The following is a 17,786-nucleotide window of genomic DNA, read 5'->3' on the forward strand; positions in this document are numbered from 1 at the left end:
CCCGTTATTTCGTGCCTTCCTCGAGATAAAAAGGATAGACCTGATTAAACAAATTGTTCGTTGACCGCACCGCATACGATACCGTCAGCTGCACACGCCCGGTATGCTGAGGATCAAGCTGCGCCTTCACCTCGATATCCTTCACCCTAGGCTCCCATATCCGAATCGCATCCGTAACTTCGCTTGATATGAGCCGCAATGACGTTTCGTCTGTCGTGCCGAAAACGAACTCCCGCAATCCGCAGCCGAAATCCGGCCGCATGAGCCGCTCCCCCTTCGAGGTGCGAATAATAATTCGAATCGCTTCCGCTATATCCTCCTCGGCATCGGCCATCAAAATGCGGCCTGTCGTGGCATCCACCTGCACAGGAAACTTCCATCCTTTTCCCAAAAAAGAAGCCGACATTCCAGCACTCCCCCTCTTCCGTATGAACTAAGCGGCTAATTAATCTTGACCATCGATCCCTTGAGCGTCAAAATGCCATTCGTTTTTACTTCCATCATCCCGTTCGATTGCAAAGTCAGCGAAGCGTCAGCCTCTACCTTTACCTGTGCTCCCTTGAGCGTCAGCGACTTCGTGCCCGTCATCGTTACATCGCCTTGCGAAGTCATCTCGAGCTTTGCCGTATCGCCGCTTTTTACCGTGACTTTGTTCGCCGTGCTGTCCAGAACGATCGATTGCTGCGTGTTCTGCATCGTAATCGACACCTTCTTGCCTTTGTCGTCCATTTCAATGCTATGGCCCTTGCTCGTCTTGATCGTAATGCTTCCGTCCGTACTGTTATCGTCGAAAATAATCTCGTGACCGCTTCTCGTCTTGATTTTGCGAACGTCGTTTTTCTCTTTGCCTGCCGGAGGCGCGGCCTTCTTGCTCCACAGCGTTCCGATGACTATCGGCTGATCGAGCCTGCCCATTAGGAAAGCGACCAGCACCTCGTCATTCACTTCGGGAATGAACAGAGTGCCCATTTCCTTGCCGCCCATCAAAGTCGCGATTCGAATCCAATCGGTCTGCAACTGGCCTTCCCGAAGCGGAAATCGAACCTTTACCCGCCCCAGTTTCTCAGGGTCATTGTTGTCGCTGACGATGGCGTTCAACACGCCGGATAATTGCTCGGAAGGCATAGAGCGCTGATGCGAATCAAAAAAGCCTGTAAAGTTCGAGCTCATATGGCATTCCCCTCCGTTTCAAAATGAACGACGTAGCCTTCCGCATCTATCCTGTGCGTCACCTTCGTCAATCTCGCAGTGTGATTAAGGTTCGATCCGCCTAACCCGTCGAACTTGATAAGCTCTCCCGGCTTTATCTCAGGGAAGCCCACGCAACTGCCATGTCCGCTTACAAGCTCGCGCGACAGTCTCTCAAGCATCGCCTTGGCAAGTGCGGTCGCCTCATCCTGCGAGGTTGCTTGCGTGTAGACGATTTCGACCTTCTTCGCGGAGAACTGCGCCGCTACGCTCGGTCCCGCTTTCTCCATCGTGCCGATTTTCGTTATCGTCTTCGCAGAAGCTTCGATCGGCTCCATTTTGTCCACATCGTAACCCCGCACCTTCACTTCCGCGACTTGGCTGGATGCATCTACCTGAAGCGTAAACCCCATCAGGTTTTGTCCGTATCTTAATGTAATGAGGGGATCTCCCGACGTCTTCGGTTTCTTAAAATAAAGCTTGGACGCCGTCACATAAAAATGACGGTCGTTGTCTATAGCGAGCGAACGAATGAAATGATAGTCGCTCACGCCGATCTGTTCGATCGTATTCTTCTTGACGGTCGTTACGTCAATATCGGTAGACAGTCCGTATTCGCCGGCAATCTGCTGAACGATATCGCTGTCCTTTGATTGCGACCACACTTTGGAATGCGACGACTTCATCATCAGGAAAGAACGGTCCATCGCGACAACGATGACCTTGGGGTTCATGCTCGAGCCATAATCGACGTTATAGCCGGTTATGATGCCGTCGAATACGAGCCCTTTTTTGTCCGCATAACCAAGCTTCACCTGAAGCAGCTTCCCTACGGCAATCGTCGTCCCTACCCATTGCATGACGTTGTCCTGCCATTTGAAGGCGTTCACGATGCAGAATCTGGCTACATCTGCTTGAGCATCGGTTGTCTGCTCCACATCGACCCATTCCAATGCCATATCTTGAAGTCTAATCAATTGTCCATCAATGAGGATATCGGCTTCCGGCGCATTAAAATCACCGTATTTGGTTTCTAGCGAATCAAAGGTGTTGGCCGGCATACGCTCACTCCAATCTTGGAATTGTTAGACTTTTACCAGCTGCAAGCATACGCGGGTTGTCAATGCCGTTAGCTTCGGCAATATGCCGCCATGCGCCTGGATCCTCATATTCCTCTGCTGCAATCGACCAAAGCTGATCGCCTAGCTTTATCGTCTTCCGCTTCGTGCGGTCAGCCGATTGCCGCGGAATTTCCTGGTATTGCTCCTTCATCGTTTGACTGCTCTTCAATGTCATATCGAGCGTCGCTCTTACCGGGACGCCCGTTTCCAGAAACATCGTATATCTTTGCGTAATGGAAATGACGACACCTTTGAAATCAAGCGAACCCCATACGAACCGGCAAGAAGGAGGCGCATGAAGATCAGAATCGACGTCCATCATGCCTACTATGGCGGAAGTAATTTCCCTAACGTCCGTGCCCTGCTCGTACGTATCGAAGAACAGATTAAGCGTCAAGGTAGAAGCATCGCCGCTGACAAATTGCGAGATAGGTCTTTGAAGACCGGGCACTTCGTTCTCCGAATATTGATTGCCTACCTCCAGTTCGTATTCCGTCGGATTGAACATCACGTCTATCGTTTGCGTCCGTTCATGCCAGTAGATCCAAAACTGCGCTTTGCTTAAAGCCATAATCCGCTTCCTCCGCTTCTACTCGTCTAAAACCCGCGCCTGCGCTGCTCGAGCTTCATCTTGCGCTCCAGCGCTTTGTATACTTGATCCGCAATCGCTTCGGGACGAAGCTGCGGAATTTTCATAATCATCTTTTGCAGCTTTTCGGGATCAAGCTCCTTCGGCGCTTCCACCTGAACATGACGCTCCGGCTCCTTCTGCGCCGCTTGCTTGCGTTGATGATGCGCAAGCTGCGGCATTGCTGTAGCCGAGGAGTATGTGCCCGGCGTGGCTGTTCCGCTCACTGCTCCGGCCGATGCCGCTGGACGAGCAGCGAAGCGCAACCGCAGAGGGCTTGGACCCGCAGCAGGCGTTGCAGCTGACCTTTGAGCTGCTTGCTGCGATTGGCTGCCCGATTGTGTAAGTGTAAGAGCTTGTTGTTCCGCCGCTTGCTTGCGCACCGCTTGCAGCGATAGCGGCACGAAATTGCTTCCGGCACGCTGCACAGTCACAGCAGCACTCTTCACAGATGAGAAGCTGTGGCTTGTCTGCGGAGCTGTTCTTTGCTGTATGTTGCGAATAAGACGATGTGTCGTACTTGTTTTAAGAGCAGCCATCGCCCCAGCGGACGTTGACTGCGAAGCTAAAGCTGCAGCCTTAGCTTGTCCGTTACGGACTTGCTCTGAGTGCCCTTGTACGTCTTCGTCAGATTTCACAACTGCGCTGCGTCTTCCGATCAAGTCGACTATCGGCGTCTTCAGCGCGGACGAAATGAAGTTGCCCGAACCTGCGCTCGTTTGCCTTGCCACCGTTGCGGCAACATTATTCGTCTTTTGGCCTTGCGGTTTCTTCTTCGCGCCAGCGCTCGTTCTCCGCTGGGCGCTAATGGAGTGATCAGGCTGAACGGTTTGTGTACCCGTAAGCCGTCTATGTATCGTCGCCGCCAGTGACAGTGACGCTTTGGGCGATTGATGAATCAGCTTAACGGTAGAAGGATAACCCGACTGCTTGCTTCCACGCGACAACTGCAGCGGAGTACTCCGTTGCGATGCTTCGCTTGTTGTTACTGGCACGGAAGCTATTGAAGATGTCACGTTATTCTGAACTCGCTGGTTAAGATCCTTAGGATGCTCTGAAGGCTTAGTTGTACTTGTCGAGATAACTTGTTTCCCAAGCGATTGCCGCAGCACCAATCGTACGTTCCCTTGTACGGCGGCTCCGTTCTTGATAACCGTCCCCTTCGCTCTGCTTGAAGGGCTTTGCTGCGGTTCATCGGCTGAATGCCGCCTACTAATACGAGAGCTAATAAGATAGGCTAACGAATTCGTGCGTACAACTGATTGCGGTTGCTGTCCCGCACTCGCAAGTGAAACATTTCTGCCAGCTCCACCATGGAGAGCGGCGTCTGTCTTAATCGAAGCTGTCGGCTGACCCGGCGATCGAGCAGCTTGCGGCTTGAAAGCTTCAGAAGCAGGGAGTGATCGTTGCAGGTCCGTTGCGGTAACTCTCGTCACACCTGCTTGTCCATTGGCTTCGGCCTTCGCTTCTTTCTCGCGATGTACGAGCCGCTTCGCAGCAATGACAGGCAAGCCTCGTTTACTTGGCTCTAACTGCGTTGCTGTTGATTGCGACTTAGCCTCGAACCATGTCTCGTGTTGCTTAAGCAGGCGCAACTGCCCCGGAAGCTGATTATACGTCACCGACATTACACCTCGGCTTGTCATCAGCTTTAGCTGGCCGACAGCTCGTTCGCTCCTTGGTTGCGGCACGGTTGACGTGCTCGCCGCTGCACCATTCGTTATACTAGCATCGCTGGCTACACCTGGCTTAGCACCCGTTGATCGCGTCTCAGGTTTGCTGACCTGCTCCGCTTCTTCCGGGCTGTTCTTCTTTGCCAAATGCTCCAGCTTCGCCGCCGGAACGGGTTTTCCTTTTCCCGACAACCTACCTTGAACAGCATTCGATGCCGAATTTGCATCGTCCAACTCTGCCTGCTCCGCTTGCTTCGCTCGCTCGGACGCCTTCGCCTCGCTCTGCTCCGCTTGCTTCGCTCGCTCGGACGCCTTCGCCTCACTCTGCTCCGCTTGCTTCGCTCGCTCGGACGCCTTCGCCTCACTCTGCTCCGCTTGCTTCGCCCGCTCGGACGTCTTCGCCTCACTCTGCTCCGCTTGCTTCGTCCGCTTAGACGTCTTCGCCTCGCTCTGCTCCGCTTTCTTCGCTCGCTCGGACGCCTTCGCCTCGCTCTGCTCCGCTTTCTTCACTCGCTCCGACGCCTTCGCCTCGCTCTGCTCCGCTTGCTTCGCCCTCTCGGACGCCTTCGCCTCGCTCTGCTCCGCTTGCTTCACTCGCTCCGACGCCTTCGCCTCACTCTGCTCCGCTTGCTTCGCTCGCTCGGACGACTTTGCCTCGCTCTGCTCCGCTTGCTTCGCCCGCTCGGACGCCTTCGCCTCGCTCTGCTCCGTCGAAACGTCTCGGGCTACGCGACTGAATTCGGCAGCATTCAGCTTTCCGTCTGAGCTGCGCAGCCGACCGCTCCTTGCATTCGTTAGTTGAAGTGGAGCAGCCTCACGGCCGCTTCTATAATCCAATACGGAGCTCTTCAACTTAACCCGCTCTTTCACGAGCGGCTTCTGTAGGTTTTCCAACCGGCGAACCGATTGAATCGTGATAGGTTCTTTGCTTCTAGCTTGAATCCATTTATGAAAATCCGTTCCCGCCTGCAGCTTACGTTCACTTGCTGTAATGCCCGGCGATTCGGCTTTCTTTCCAATTTGGGTAACTTGTATACTTTCCGTCTTTGTATGGACTGTGCTATTCAATCCGCCAGCACTGCTCGTACTGCTCGTACTACTCGTACTACTCGTACTTCTCGCACTGCCTTTACTACTCATACTGCCTGCACTACTCTTACTGCCCGTAAGGTCAGCAGCCTTTTCAGCTTTGTTAAGATCAGCTTGATCTCGCCCTTGCAAGATGACAGCAGGCTGAGTCACAGCAATTTCCCTAACCGTCCGATGTTCCTTAATGATGCGTTGTACGTCTCTATAAATGACGGTTTGCTTCTCTACAGTTAGTTTCTCACGTTCAATAACACGTTCTATTCGAGGCGCAGCGCTTGCCGCCGTATCCTTCTTCGGTTTCGGCTGCTTCGTCGTATCCTTCGGCGCAATGACCTGCACATGCACCCTCTGCTGTACGACCGATGGTTCGCCCAAACTGTTTTTTTTATGCGATAACGATAATCCGCCAAATTGGCTTTTACCTTGCTTTTGTTTGTACTTGTTTAAGATGCCTCCGGCAAAAGACTGAACCGATGTCGGTTGCTGCTTCGTATCGCTGGCCCGGTTCGTCGTCCTTTTCACTTCTGGCATCCTCCTTCTTTCATTCTGATTGCTAGACTCACTTGGTCCTAGTTAAATCCGCCATATAAGCCGGTATGAGCAATTTCGATAGACTCGAACGCTACGTCGCTCGTACTCGCATTAAGCTGCGGCCCCGACCATCTGACCGGATATCCGTCAAAAAAGCTCCATCGGCCAAACTCTTTTCCGTCGGCGTTTTGGAGCACAATTGCCCCCGTCTTGCGTGTAATCGGACCGTCGATCGAGCTCTCATACCAGTTCCACAGCACCGGAGACTTCGTAACGCCGCGGCGCAATACGAGATTCGGATACCGTACGCCTTTTGGCAGCTTATGAACGTACCCGTTCACGCCGCCCTCGCGGTATTCCTCGATTTCTGTCTCGGCTTCCAGTCCGGACACCTCGGTGAACCCGGCCACGAATACGCCGTCCAGCTCCACCCAGAAGTTAAAGCTGCTTGCCACCGTGAACAGCCGATCGTTTTCCTTGCCTTCCATCGCTGCCATAAAGTAAGCGTCACCTCTTTCCGAAGACGTCGAACACGTTCGGCTTGTCCGTATCCTCATTCATTTTCCGGTTAATTCTCGAAATTTCATCGCACCATCGGCGACGCTCTGCATGCTCCATATTCATAATCTCGTCATGCGACCAATGGAAATAATAGGCGACGAAGCCTACCTCCTCATATAACCGTTCAACCGGATAATTTAGGAGAGGGCCTCTGTTAAGGACAAAAAATCAACAGCCACCTCGAACTCGTGATCGCATTTCGGACATGCTGCCGCCACTTTTGGCGCTTCCAGATCGTTTATTTGGCGATACAGGTTCTGCAAATAAGCAAGATCGGCCGTGAACAGCTTCTCAACGAGCCTCGTATCGATATGTCTAAGGTCGCCCAACTTCGTTACTACCCTTGCCATCAGAATAACGGTCAAGTAGCTCGGATTGGCCTGTACACGCGGATCCTTCATCGGCAATATCTCGTCAGCTGCGGTTGCCAGCCTCATGACGCCGCGGCGGTGAAGGTTGCCATGCTCGTCGACATAGCCGCGCGGAAGCTCAAATTCGTATTCGGTTTGAAACGCCATCCTTCTATCACTCCAATACCATTATTGATGTATGCCTAAGGACTTGCTTTACACATCCTGTTGCATAATCTGCAACGGATTCGTCATCCTGCTCAACTTAAGACGAATGCCATTGCACATTTTGCAACTGATTGACCACTCTTCGCTCCGTATGTGCCACTTTCTCATTCATCTGTTGCACAATCGAGACAGTCGATTCATTATGGGTCACTCCAGCGCTAAATCCAAAGCACATGACCTCAATTACCGAGGTTACGTTTGCCTGTATTTCATACAGTCTGATCGTTCTAAATCGCCTGTTAAGTGACTTTTGAGTGGAAAACATACAGTCAAAAACGGCATTTTAGCCCCTAGTCACCCTTCTGTATCCATTTGATTGCACAAAATCCAAGCAAACTCTGAAATTTTCTCGTTTCTAGCCTTTTGATTGTATGAAATCCATTCAAAAAGCGAATCGATAGTCTCTAAGCTGCAACCAAGACATTCGAAAGCAAGCTCTAATCCCGATTCAATTGCAACTTCTGCAACGAGAGCCTCATTTGCTATCTCCCTGCTCCCTACAAAGTTTGACAGTTGCAAAAATAAAGCGGAAAACAAGAGAGGAGTAGCCGATAACCGCCTACTGCCGCCTCTTGTTCCGTTGCATCACGCGTGTATTAAGCCGTGCGCGTCAAGCCTTCATGCGCGAATTCCAGCAGCTCGATTGCTACTTCGTTGCCAAGACCGTTGAAGGTAGGCGCCGTGTACTTAACCGGCCATGCCTCGATAACGTTCCAGCTAGCCGTTTCTTCGCCTTCCTCGTCAACCGCGGTGATCGTAATCGTCTTACGCTCAACCGTGCCCTCGATGCATTCTTGAATCCATTCATACAGCTCCATCGATTCCGTAGCGCCCCATTTGAGCGTGATGTTGCCGTACTTCACCAAGCCTGGAAGCTTGCGCGGGGTAATAACCTCGTTGCCCTCGCGGTATTCAATAACGTCGAAAGTCGCTTCAAATCCGGAAACCTCGCTGAATCCGGCCTCTTCCAGACCTTCAATTTCAACAATAAATCTATAATTGCGATATGGATCAATACGATCTCCTGCCATGGTTATCCCCTTCCGTTATTCGATATGGAAGCTAAATGCAAATGCTATTCCTATTCCGAGCCAGTGCGTTGAGTAATGCGGAATACGACGAACTCTGCCGGTTTGACAGGCGCTACGCCGATTACGCAAACCAATCTGCCGTTGTCAATGTCGTCTTGCGTCATTGTCGAGCGGCCGATATTGATATAGAAAGCTTCGGACGGGCTCGTACCCGACAACGCGCCGTCACGCCATACGCGCATCAAGAAAGCTTCAATCGTCCGTTGTACGCGTGCCCATAGCTGCTCGGTATTCGGTTCAAATACGACCCAGTTGGAGCCGTTCTTAATCGAACTTTCGAGGAAGATGAACAAGCGACGAACGTTGATGTATTTCCAAAGCGTGTTCGACGAGCAAGTTCTTGCTCCCCATACGCGGATGCCTTGGCCCGTGAACGAACGGATCAAGTTAACGCCCGCAGGGTTAAGAATATCCTGTTCGCCGTTGTTGTATTGCACATCGATGCCGACTACGCCGCGAAGCGTTTCGTTGGCCGGAGCCTTCTGTACGCCGCGAGTGGAGTCGGAACGGGAGTATACCCCTGCAATCGTACCGGAAGGAGGGATGAAAATATTACGTTTGTCGAGCGGATCAAACACTTGAAGCCATGGATTGTACAATGCGCAGTAGCTCGAATCGAATAGATCGCGGTGAGCCAAAACGTCCTGTACCTTCGTCACTTCGCGCGGAAGATCGAGAATCGCGAACCTGCTGCCGAGCGACTCGCAATGTGCCACGAGCGACAATTGCACGTTCGGATCAGTTACGCCTGGAATCGCCATAATGCTGACAACGTCGTTATCGATGAACGCTTGGATACCCGTTCTCTTGCCCGGGCCAAAATCTTCGCCGATAAAGTCGCCTGCGGACAAGCTTGCAGCTGTACCGTCGCTGCCGCCGGAAAGCGTAATTTCATAAGAATCGGCATCTGCGCCAGCCAGTTGCTCGAACGGGGATACGCTGCCCTCGGAAACCGATTGAACAGCGATATGAACCAGCACAGAGCGGCCTGCCGCTTTCTCCACATAGTTAGGAGCTTCAGGATTAAGCGATACCTTCTCATACGTCTCAACTTCAGAGCCATAGCTTACCGAAAGCGTGAATTCAGCTGTGCTCAGCCATTTGGACGGCACAAGCGCCGTATCCACCACTTCGCCCTTCAGCGAATCAGCGAGCTCAATCACTTGATCATGAACGGATACGATGCGGCTGTATTGCTTCTCCGAACCGTTCGTGAATACGACCACATCGCCTGCATAGAAGCCGGCTGCGTTTTTCACGCGATAACGATTGCCATCAGCCGCCTCGAAGATAGGCGTCTTAGCTTTGCTTGCCGGAACGGCAACAAGGCGGAGCTGATTGCCCCATGCCCCTGGGTTTTTGGCGGAAACGGACAGTACAGCAGCTTGCTCGCTATTGGAAGCTGCAGCCGCATCCGAAGGTGCGACGCGTGCTATAAAGCAGCGGGAACCTCCGTTTGTGAAAAACTGATTAACCGCATAAGCCAGGTAACGATAAGAACCAAATGCATTCTCGGACAAATAAGAGCCGTAGACGCGCTGGAAATCTGCAGGGCTTGTAATAAGCTGCGGCAAGCCCTCGACAGGTCCGCGTGACGCAAGACCGATAAAGCCCGCCGTGCTTGTGCTCACTCCCTCGAGCGGCTTGGAGCCACTTTCAAATTCCTCCACGTAAACGCCTGGCGATAAGTACTCAGCCATGAATGATCTCCTCTCTGAATCTATTTATGTATTAGGTGACGTTCGGCTTCTATGGCCATAGTCAGCCCCAAGACCAAATTCATTCGGGAAAGGTGCAACTACAGCACAATGGTGCTTAGCTTCGCAACTTCCCCGGCCGTTGCTTGCAGTTCGGCAATAACGGCCTTCCCTCCGACCTTCACCGTTGCCTTAACGGCAAACTGCCCCGGCAACGAGCCTCGAAACGGCAGCAGCGCTGTCCCGTCCAGCCCGCTTCGCGTAACGATTGCAGGCATTAGCTGCGCGCCTCTTCGGAAGCTATGGGCAAGCGGACTTTCGAACCTAAGCACATCGCCCGGAAGCATCTCTGCGACTCGAAGGAGTTGTTCGTTCTCCATATCGCGCAGATGCAAGCATTCCCCTGCGAACGTCTTGCCCTTGAACGAACCCGCAGCTACCCTGCTGTCGCCAGCCTTCAGCCCGTCCTGGGCAACTCTTGCCCTGGCTGCAGCATCCTCTGTCGCATACGCTTCGATGTCAGCGTGCGGAATCGGCTTTCCTGCCTCATTCACAATTCTGACCCTTACAGCCGTTGCCGCCGCAGGATAAGCATAGCCAGACCCAGGCAATAACGGTACGGTCACGACAGGAGCAAGCGGAGGCAGCGCCGACAAGTCAATCTGTTCACTGTACGGAATGAACATCGGCGACTTGACAGTGAGCGTATAGACGCCCAGTGGGACATCTAGAAACAAATAAGTGCCGTCCGATTTGCGAACGGGCTTGCGGGCGATGCCCTCAAGCGATACTGTAATGCCGCCGGGCACTCTTCTCGTCCATACATCGACCGGAGAGACAACGAGCGGGCATCGCGTAATGAGCGTATCTCTGAGCTGCGACATTCCGCTAGCCACCGCCCTTCTCTTCGAGCACAATATGGCGCTCGACGACACGCGATACCGACTTCACGCGCGTGGAATCCAGCATGACCGGACCGACGCGATAGACAACCGACAGCTTATAAGGCAAATCTCCGAATTGCCACAGCTTAAGCAGCTCTTCGCTCTCCATGCTCACAAGCGACAGACGAATCGTCTCCGCGCTTTCGGCAAGCGATCCTTCGAGATAGGGGCTGCGGAGCACGGAATTGTCGTACAGCACCTGCATAGCTCGTCCTAATATGCGATGCTCGTCAAGCGATTTGGTCAAACGATCCGCATTCGAATGCGCTGTCATTAGAAAATAGAAATCTAGCGATTGCGGCGGATATTGCAACGTGCTTCCACGATCCTGCATGCCTGTGCGACGCGCTTCGCCATTTTCCTTCACGTTGAACAGAAATAACGACAAATTAAGATCGCCCGCATCACGCGGAGATGCAATGCCAATCAGATCGGTGCGCGGCACGGGGTCCGGCGTTAGATTGTCGCGCAGCAAACGAAGCATGCTTGCGCCCAAATCCGCGATAACTGTATAACCGGCCACTGCCATTCCCCTCTCTTTCCTTACACAGTGCCTACATAGGACTTTGGCCTATCTCGACTCCAAATCTATTATAGCTTTTCTGCCATTAATTGACTACGAAAAACTACTCATTTTATGTCAAAAAAACAGGCAATCTGATCTATCGGTCGCGATTCATATCCTAATTTCGCTAGATTTGGCGAAATTTCATACATACGGGTCGAATAAGCCCTTCACCACGATCTTGCCCATCTTGTGAAATTCCTGTCGGGAAGCTCTGATCATATGGCGCATCGCGATCGCGCTTTGTTCAGCAGCCGCCATGTAAGCAGCAGCAAGCACAATGTTCTTGATATGCCCGCCCGCAACATCCACTGCCGACGCAAGAAACGGAAAGTCGAGGTCGGAATCAAGCGGCGCCTCCGCAGGCAGCATAGAGCGGAACAGCCGCTCGCGCTCTGTGCTGTCCGGGAACGGGAACTTCACGATGACCCCCATTCGGCGCAGGAAAGCTTCGTCCATATTTTGCAGCAGATTCGTCGCTAGAATGGTTACGCCATTAAAAGATTCGATCCGCTGAAGCAGGAAAGCGGCCTCCATATTCGCATAACGGTCATTTGAATCCTTGACCTCCGTACGTTTGCCGAACAATGAATCTCCCTCGTCAAAAAAAAGAATAGACCCGCTGTTCTCTGCTTCTTCGAATAATTCGCGCAAGTTCTTCTCTGTCTCGCCGATATATTTGCTCACAACACGAGATAGATCGATTCGGTAGAGCTCAAGTCCCAGCTCGCGCGCGACAACCTCTGCAGCCATCGTTTTCCCCGTGCCTGGAGGCCCGGCGAACAGCAAAGCGAGTCCGCGTCCGTAAGGAAGCTTGCTCCCGAAGCCCCACCGATTAAGCACCGTTTCATTGAACTTATAGCGGTTGCATGCCTCTGTCAGCAGCGCCAGCGGCTCTTCCGGCAGCACGAGATCGCTCCAGGAACGGCTGGGCGCACGCTTCTCCGCAAGCTCGCTCAAGCGATGCTGAACCTGCGATCTTGAAGCCGCAGCGTAATCGTTAAGATCAGCACTGCTTCGTCCTTGCAAGGCGGCAATCAGGGCTGCCTGCCGCCTGGTTCCTTCTATCTGCCCAGCCGTGAAAGCATATTTATCCGCCAGTTGCTCATAGAGGGAAGGATCGTCCCAATCGGAGCTCCCAAGCTCCCATAACTTCAATCGTTGTTCGGCGTCAGGTACGGAAATAGTGAATGATAATAACGAGGCTTCCGCCGGCAGAGGAAGCTGTGCGCCGCGCCGTTCGCGCCGCGCCAGCCAGATGACGACAGGGAACGGCGATGCGCCCGCATATTCGACTATGGCCGCATCCAGGCTGCCTTTATAGGACTCAAGCAGCGTATCGCCGAGTATCCCTTCAGTAAGTCCGAGCATAGCGCCGGATATCAGCGCTTCGCGCACAATATGGCGAAGCTGCTCGCTTCGCTTATCCGCCTCGCCGTCCAGCTTATCCATTGCAACAACAAGCAGCGGCTGACCGGAAGCTTCCGCCACATGTCGTGCATGCAGCTTTTTGCCTGCTCCCGAAGGTCCGACTATCTGCATGAAAGGAAGCCTTGCCCCGCCATTGGCACGTTCTTGATTCACGGCAAGCTGCAGACTGACCTGCAGCCGCTCATCATACAGAAGTCCCGGCGCGGCCTGCTGCTCGTCATACTTCACGGCGACAGCCGCAATACGGCTATCCAACGCCTCCGTATGAAGCAGGAAGCTTACGACGCGGGGATCAAGACGCAGCGGAAGCTTTAAGGAGCTGCGCTCGCCGACAGTCTCGTTTTTTAGCAGAAACCGCCTAAGCGGAGAGGAGCCTGCCAAGTAAGCGCGCGCCGTGTCGCGCTCCTCCTCCGAATCGCATAACAAGCGCAGCGCAAGCATGGCCGTCGGCGCACGAAGCGTCACGTCATCGTTCAAATAGCCGAACCAGCTCTCGTATCTGATGTCGAGCTCCGGCGCTAAGCACAATAGGACACAGCGGCGCTCCCACACAGACAAGCCAAGCTGACGCGACAAGCGCGCAAGCGGGGAGTCGTCCGCATCTCCAGCGGCATCGCGCGCAGCTTCCCATTGCAATCGATATGCCCTGAACGCAGCAAGAGCATCGTCCTCCAGACGATGCTCCGTCTCCTCTAGCGTACGCTCGATATCGGATGGCGTTATCATTAACCCGCGCATCGAATAAGGAGCTTGTCCGTCAACCTCCTTGCTCTCGAAATCGGCCAGCAATAGCCGCATTCCTTGTTCGAGCAAGCCAAGCTCTTCATATATATCCTTCGAAACGGCTGCATAATTTGTCATATCCATCTCCGAGTTCCATAATGATCGCGCTATCTGCGCATTAGGCACAGTACGGCAATATCGTCAGACTGCGGAGCGCCGTCCGCGAACATGAATACATCCATCAGCAGCGCGTCGATAATCTCCGCGCTTGAATAACCTGAGGTTTGCAACAAAAACTGCTGCAGGCGATGAACCGTATATTGCTCTTGCAGCGCATTTTCCGCTTCCGTAATGCCGTCCGTATACACAATAAGTCGATCTCCTTTGTCGAGGCGAATCGTCTGATCGTGATAGACGAACTCCGGGAATGACCCTAGCGGAATGCCTTTGCGCAGCTTGATCGGTTGAACAGTACCATCCGCTTTCACGACATAAGGCGTACAATGTCCGCCATCGCTCAGCACAACATCACCGGTCGATATTTGCAGCACGCCGCATACGATCGTTGCGAATAGCTGCGCATTATCCGTACATAACTCGTCGTTCACCTTCTCCAGCAGCTCGCCGGGCGACAGCTTCGGATTCATCTTTCCTTTCAGCAAGGAAAGCGTCATCGCCATGAACAACGCGGCCGGAATCCCCTTATCGGAGACATCCCCCAGCGTGAAGAAAAGATGATCATCATCGATCTTGAAGAAATTATAGAAGTCGCCTCCTACCTCCTTCGCCGACTTAAGCAGCGCGCACACGTCGAACGGCTCATTGGCCGATGGCATCGTCGTCGGCAGGAAGCTAAGCTGAATGCTGCCGGCGATTTGCAGCTCGCTCTCGAGCCTCTCCGTAAGCGCGGTCGCCTGCTGCAGCTCGCTTACCGACTCCTCCAGCGCCTCGTACAACCTCGCGTTATCCAGCGCGAGCGCGAGCGGACCTGCCAGCTTCGCAAGCGCCTCGCGATCGTCATGGCTGAACGCTGCGCCGCCGCTTTTGCCGGCAGCCTGCAGAACGCCAAGCTTGCGTCCCCGCGCCGTCATCGGAATGCTGACGACATCCGCGCCTTGCAAAGTGCCGCCGTTCTCCTCGAAGAAGGCGGCCGCTTCTTCTGCGAATACGAGACGTCTTGCCGCTTCGTTCACCGCGCTTAGCAGCTCTGGCTTGTTCAGCGACGCATGCAGCTCGGCACTTAGATCAAACAGCGTTTCCGCCCGTTTCAGCTTCGCCGCTAGACGGCGGTTACGAACCAGCATATAAGCCGCTGCGCCAATGCCCGCCGCGCCGATTATCCATTCGAGTTGAGACAATTTTGTTACCGCCTTTCAAGCTCGCGCCAGCTTGCCATTACGCGCCTGCCTCGATTTTTTCTAGCGCTTCCTCGCGCGTAGCCGCTATTTCCAAGATTGTCGTAAAACCCGACATTTCGAACACATCGTATACCTGCTCGCCCAAGCATGCGCATACCATCTTCCCTTTCGAAGCCCGAAGCTTCTTCGCCGCTACGAGAACGACACGCAAACCTGCGCTGCTTATGTATTGAAGACTGCTGAAATCGAATATAAAGCTTTGCTTTCCTTCAGACAACAATTGCAAAAAAGCTTGCTCCGCCGCCGTCGCATTGTTCCCGTCCAATCTTCCTTCAAAAGGAAGAATCGTAACGCCATTCCATTCCGTTGCTGCTAGATTCATCATTCGTTACCCCCCGCTTGCTCTTATTCGTTATGACTTTCCATAGGCTGAAATTGCTTGCGCATCCGAAATCGGTTTATTCCCCCGGTATATTCATAGTGAATATCGTCCATTAACCGTTTTACGAAAAAAATGCCAAGGCCGCCGATCGGCCGGTCGTCGAGTTCCAGGTCGAGCAATGCGCTCGCATCCGAATTATCAAGCGGATTGAACGGTATGCCCCCGTCCTCAATCTTCACTTCGACGCTGCTGGGCGAGGCTTGGATGATGACAGCAATACTATGCTCCCCGCCTGACGGAAAGCCGTAGTTGACAATATTGACTACAAGTTCCTCGCATGCCAGAGACAAGTCAAGCACAGCGCGAGCCGTCCACCCTACATCGGCGCCGATCTCTTCCAAGCGCTCATTCAAACGCTCAAGCTCGTCCATTCGGTTCAAGAGCTTGATCTCGCGATCGATAGGATATTGCCGATCGTTCAACATCCATTCCCCCCACACTTCTATGAAGTCATATGCCAAAAGCACTATGCCGGAATTCGCCGATATTTTGTCTGTTATATCATTCTACGAAACTATCTCGAATCCTGCCGAAAGCGTCGAATAATGGCGTGGAGGACTTTCGACCCCGTTTGTCACTTTTCGACCTTACCATGCTGAAGCGCATAAATTGTCAATTGAACCCGATTTGCGAGATGAAGTTTTTGTAAAATATTTTTGAGGTGGTTTTTGACCGTATGTTCGGAGAGGGAAAGCGCCCCGGCGATCTCGCGATTGGAAGCGCCTGTTGCGACATGCTCAAGCACAACCTTCTCCCGATCGGTGAGCGGCGTTGTCATATCAGGCAACGGCTTAGCAGCCCCAGCAGCCGTCTTGCGCGATGAAATGGCCTGATCAACTGAGGGAGAGGGTTTGTCCATTCCCGTAAATTCTTGAAGCAGCCGGAACGCGAGCGCCTTGGACATCGGCGCTTCATCGACAGAGACAGCATGCAAATATTCCAGCCAAGAGGAAGGAGCAATGTTCTTGAGCAGATAGCCTTGCGCGCCGCGCTTAATCGCTTCGAAGAGGTGAGTAATATCGTCGGAAACCGTAACCATTATAATCTTAAGTGAGGGATGAAGCTGTTTAAGACGATAAGTCGCCTCAAGTCCGCCAATACCTGGCATATTGATGTCCATAAGAACAAGATCGGGATAGATGGCGGCTGCGAGCGTGAGCGCCTCTTCGCCGCTTGACGCCTCGCCGACGACCGTAAACGCGGGATCGCTTGACACAATCTCCCGCATTCCTTCGAGACCATGAGGATGGTCGTCAACAAGCATCACCCGGACCGCTGCTTCGATATCTGTCATTTTGTTGCCCCCTTGCCCCGTATCGTAACAATCATTCCATGCGAATAAGCAGGCGACACATCGAGCGACCAACGCATCGCTTCCGCTCTCGCCCGCATCATCTTCAAGCCGTACGTCCCTTGCTTGTCCAGCCCGTCGCTTGGCACTCCGATGCCATCATCCTCAATTTGACAATAAAAGGCGGCCTCATCGCCCGCCGTGCCGGCACTAAACGGAAGTTGTCCGCCTCGGACGATTACACGCTCTGCTCTCGCATGCTTCTGCACATTCATTAGCGCTTCGCGCATAATGGCAAGCAGTTCGACCTTTTGTTTCGGAGATAATACATCCTCATTCAACTTCCAATCGACTGACGACTGGATCCCGCTCGTTTGTTCCATCTCGGCAGTCAGATGATGAATGCTTTGCAGCCAAGGCTGCATGGCAGGCAATGGCGAATGATGCAGGCTCTCGACCTGCTGTCTGACATCGTCATATACACGCCGGACTGTCGTTTTTATTTCCTCGGCTGTGGCGAGCGCCTTCGGATCGGCAGTCTCGCGCTCCAGCCGGTCGAGCTTAACGGAAAGCATGAACAGCGATTGCGAGATGCCGTCATGCAGCTCGCGCGCAAGCTGCTCCCGCTCCTCGAAGGCGGCCTTCGCGACTCGCTCCCGATGAAGAGAATCCTGTGTTTGCTCCAGCTTCGCGAACAGACCGCGCAGCAATGTCAGCGTAACAACGAATACGAGCGCCGGAGCAAGAATATTACCCAGTTCCATCGAAACGTAGGGCAGCAAAACCGCATGGCGCACATACTCCCACAAGCCGATCGTAACCGTCGGTATCCATAATATCAGCCACTTCAGCCATTTATAAGACAACCTGCTCCC

Annotated in this window: 17 protein-coding genes and 1 pseudogene; all 18 read right to left on the reverse strand. The window is 53.2% G+C overall.

The genetic code is table 11. The annotated features are described in order from the left end of the window. Positions 1 to 4 precede the first annotated feature (4 nt). The 18 genes and pseudogenes from V8F51_RS08140 to V8F51_RS08225 all read right to left on the reverse strand — a co-directional run bounded on the left by V8F51_RS08140 (position 5) and on the right by V8F51_RS08225 (position 17,777). Entirely contained in the window at positions 5 to 406 is a 402-nt protein-coding gene (locus tag V8F51_RS08140; protein WP_337099673.1) for a GPW/gp25 family protein, read from the reverse strand. A gap of 35 nt (positions 407 to 441) precedes the next feature. Beyond that, positions 442 to 1,170, reverse strand: coding sequence for a phage baseplate assembly protein V (locus tag V8F51_RS08145; protein WP_337099674.1), 729 nt, complete (start codon positions 1,168 to 1,170; stop codon positions 442 to 444). Then, positions 1,167 to 2,249, reverse strand: a complete 1,083-nt coding sequence (locus V8F51_RS08150; protein ID WP_337099675.1) for a phage late control D family protein — start codon at positions 2,247 to 2,249, stop codon at positions 1,167 to 1,169. The genes V8F51_RS08145 and V8F51_RS08150 overlap by 4 nt, the downstream gene beginning before the upstream one ends. A 4-nt stretch (positions 2,250 to 2,253) precedes the next feature. Beyond that, positions 2,254 to 2,880, reverse strand: a complete 627-nt coding sequence (locus V8F51_RS08155) for a CIS tube protein (protein WP_337099676.1) — start codon at positions 2,878 to 2,880, stop codon at positions 2,254 to 2,256. A gap of 26 nt (positions 2,881 to 2,906) precedes the next feature. Beyond that, positions 2,907 to 6,221 (reverse strand): hypothetical protein, encoded by a 3,315-nt coding sequence (locus V8F51_RS08160; protein WP_337099677.1) that lies wholly within the window; start codon positions 6,219 to 6,221, stop codon positions 2,907 to 2,909. A 47-nt stretch (positions 6,222 to 6,268) separates the two neighbouring features. Next, the gene (locus V8F51_RS08165; RefSeq protein WP_337099678.1) at positions 6,269 to 6,727 is read right to left on the reverse strand and encodes a phage tail protein; all 459 of its coding nucleotides are present in this window, start codon (positions 6,725 to 6,727) and stop codon (positions 6,269 to 6,271) included. Positions 6,728 to 6,737: 10 nt separating this feature from the next. Further along, positions 6,738 to 6,908, reverse strand: a pseudogene (locus V8F51_RS08170) (DUF6760 family protein); the annotation flags it as partial. Between the two features lie 20 nt (positions 6,909 to 6,928). Continuing rightward, on the reverse strand, positions 6,929 to 7,309 hold the full coding sequence (locus tag V8F51_RS08175; RefSeq protein ID WP_337099679.1) for a phage tail assembly protein: 381 nt from the start codon (positions 7,307 to 7,309) through the stop codon (positions 6,929 to 6,931). Positions 7,310 to 7,965: 656 nt separating this feature from the next. Next, positions 7,966 to 8,400 (reverse strand): phage tail protein, encoded by a 435-nt coding sequence (locus tag V8F51_RS08180; RefSeq protein ID WP_337099680.1) that lies wholly within the window; start codon positions 8,398 to 8,400, stop codon positions 7,966 to 7,968. Positions 8,401 to 8,450: 50 nt separating this feature from the next. Then, positions 8,451 to 10,160 (reverse strand): phage tail sheath family protein, encoded by a 1,710-nt coding sequence (locus tag V8F51_RS08185; RefSeq protein ID WP_337099681.1) that lies wholly within the window; start codon positions 10,158 to 10,160, stop codon positions 8,451 to 8,453. A 98-nt stretch (positions 10,161 to 10,258) separates the two neighbouring features. Next, positions 10,259 to 11,041 (reverse strand): hypothetical protein, encoded by a 783-nt coding sequence (locus tag V8F51_RS08190; protein ID WP_337099682.1) that lies wholly within the window; start codon positions 11,039 to 11,041, stop codon positions 10,259 to 10,261. Between the two features lie 4 nt (positions 11,042 to 11,045). Further along, complete coding sequence (locus V8F51_RS08195) at positions 11,046 to 11,630, reverse strand: DUF4255 domain-containing protein (RefSeq protein ID WP_337099683.1); 585 nt, start codon at positions 11,628 to 11,630, stop codon at positions 11,046 to 11,048. Between the two features lie 180 nt (positions 11,631 to 11,810). Continuing rightward, positions 11,811 to 13,964, reverse strand: coding sequence for an AAA family ATPase (locus V8F51_RS08200; protein WP_337099684.1), 2,154 nt, complete (start codon positions 13,962 to 13,964; stop codon positions 11,811 to 11,813). Between the two features lie 23 nt (positions 13,965 to 13,987). Next, on the reverse strand, positions 13,988 to 15,178 hold the full coding sequence (locus V8F51_RS08205; RefSeq protein WP_337099685.1) for a PP2C family protein-serine/threonine phosphatase: 1,191 nt from the start codon (positions 15,176 to 15,178) through the stop codon (positions 13,988 to 13,990). Between the two features lie 37 nt (positions 15,179 to 15,215). After that, on the reverse strand, positions 15,216 to 15,560 hold the full coding sequence (locus tag V8F51_RS08210) for an STAS domain-containing protein (RefSeq protein WP_337099686.1): 345 nt from the start codon (positions 15,558 to 15,560) through the stop codon (positions 15,216 to 15,218). Between the two features lie 23 nt (positions 15,561 to 15,583). Further along, positions 15,584 to 16,042 carry an ATP-binding protein gene (locus tag V8F51_RS08215; protein ID WP_337099687.1) on the reverse strand — a complete coding sequence of 153 codons (459 nt, stop codon included), beginning with the start codon at positions 16,040 to 16,042 and terminating at the stop codon, positions 15,584 to 15,586. A 152-nt stretch (positions 16,043 to 16,194) separates the two neighbouring features. Beyond that, positions 16,195 to 16,914 carry a response regulator transcription factor gene (locus V8F51_RS08220; protein WP_337099688.1) on the reverse strand — a complete coding sequence of 240 codons (720 nt, stop codon included), beginning with the start codon at positions 16,912 to 16,914 and terminating at the stop codon, positions 16,195 to 16,197. Continuing rightward, positions 16,911 to 17,777, reverse strand: a complete 867-nt coding sequence (locus V8F51_RS08225) for a sensor histidine kinase (RefSeq protein WP_337099689.1) — start codon at positions 17,775 to 17,777, stop codon at positions 16,911 to 16,913. The genes V8F51_RS08220 and V8F51_RS08225 overlap by 4 nt, the downstream gene beginning before the upstream one ends. Positions 17,778 to 17,786 lie beyond the last annotated feature (9 nt).

Origin of the sequence: Paenibacillus sp. YIM B09110 (assembly GCF_037167145.1) — a bacterium.
Lineage (GTDB): Bacteria > Bacillota > Bacilli > Paenibacillales > Paenibacillaceae > Pristimantibacillus.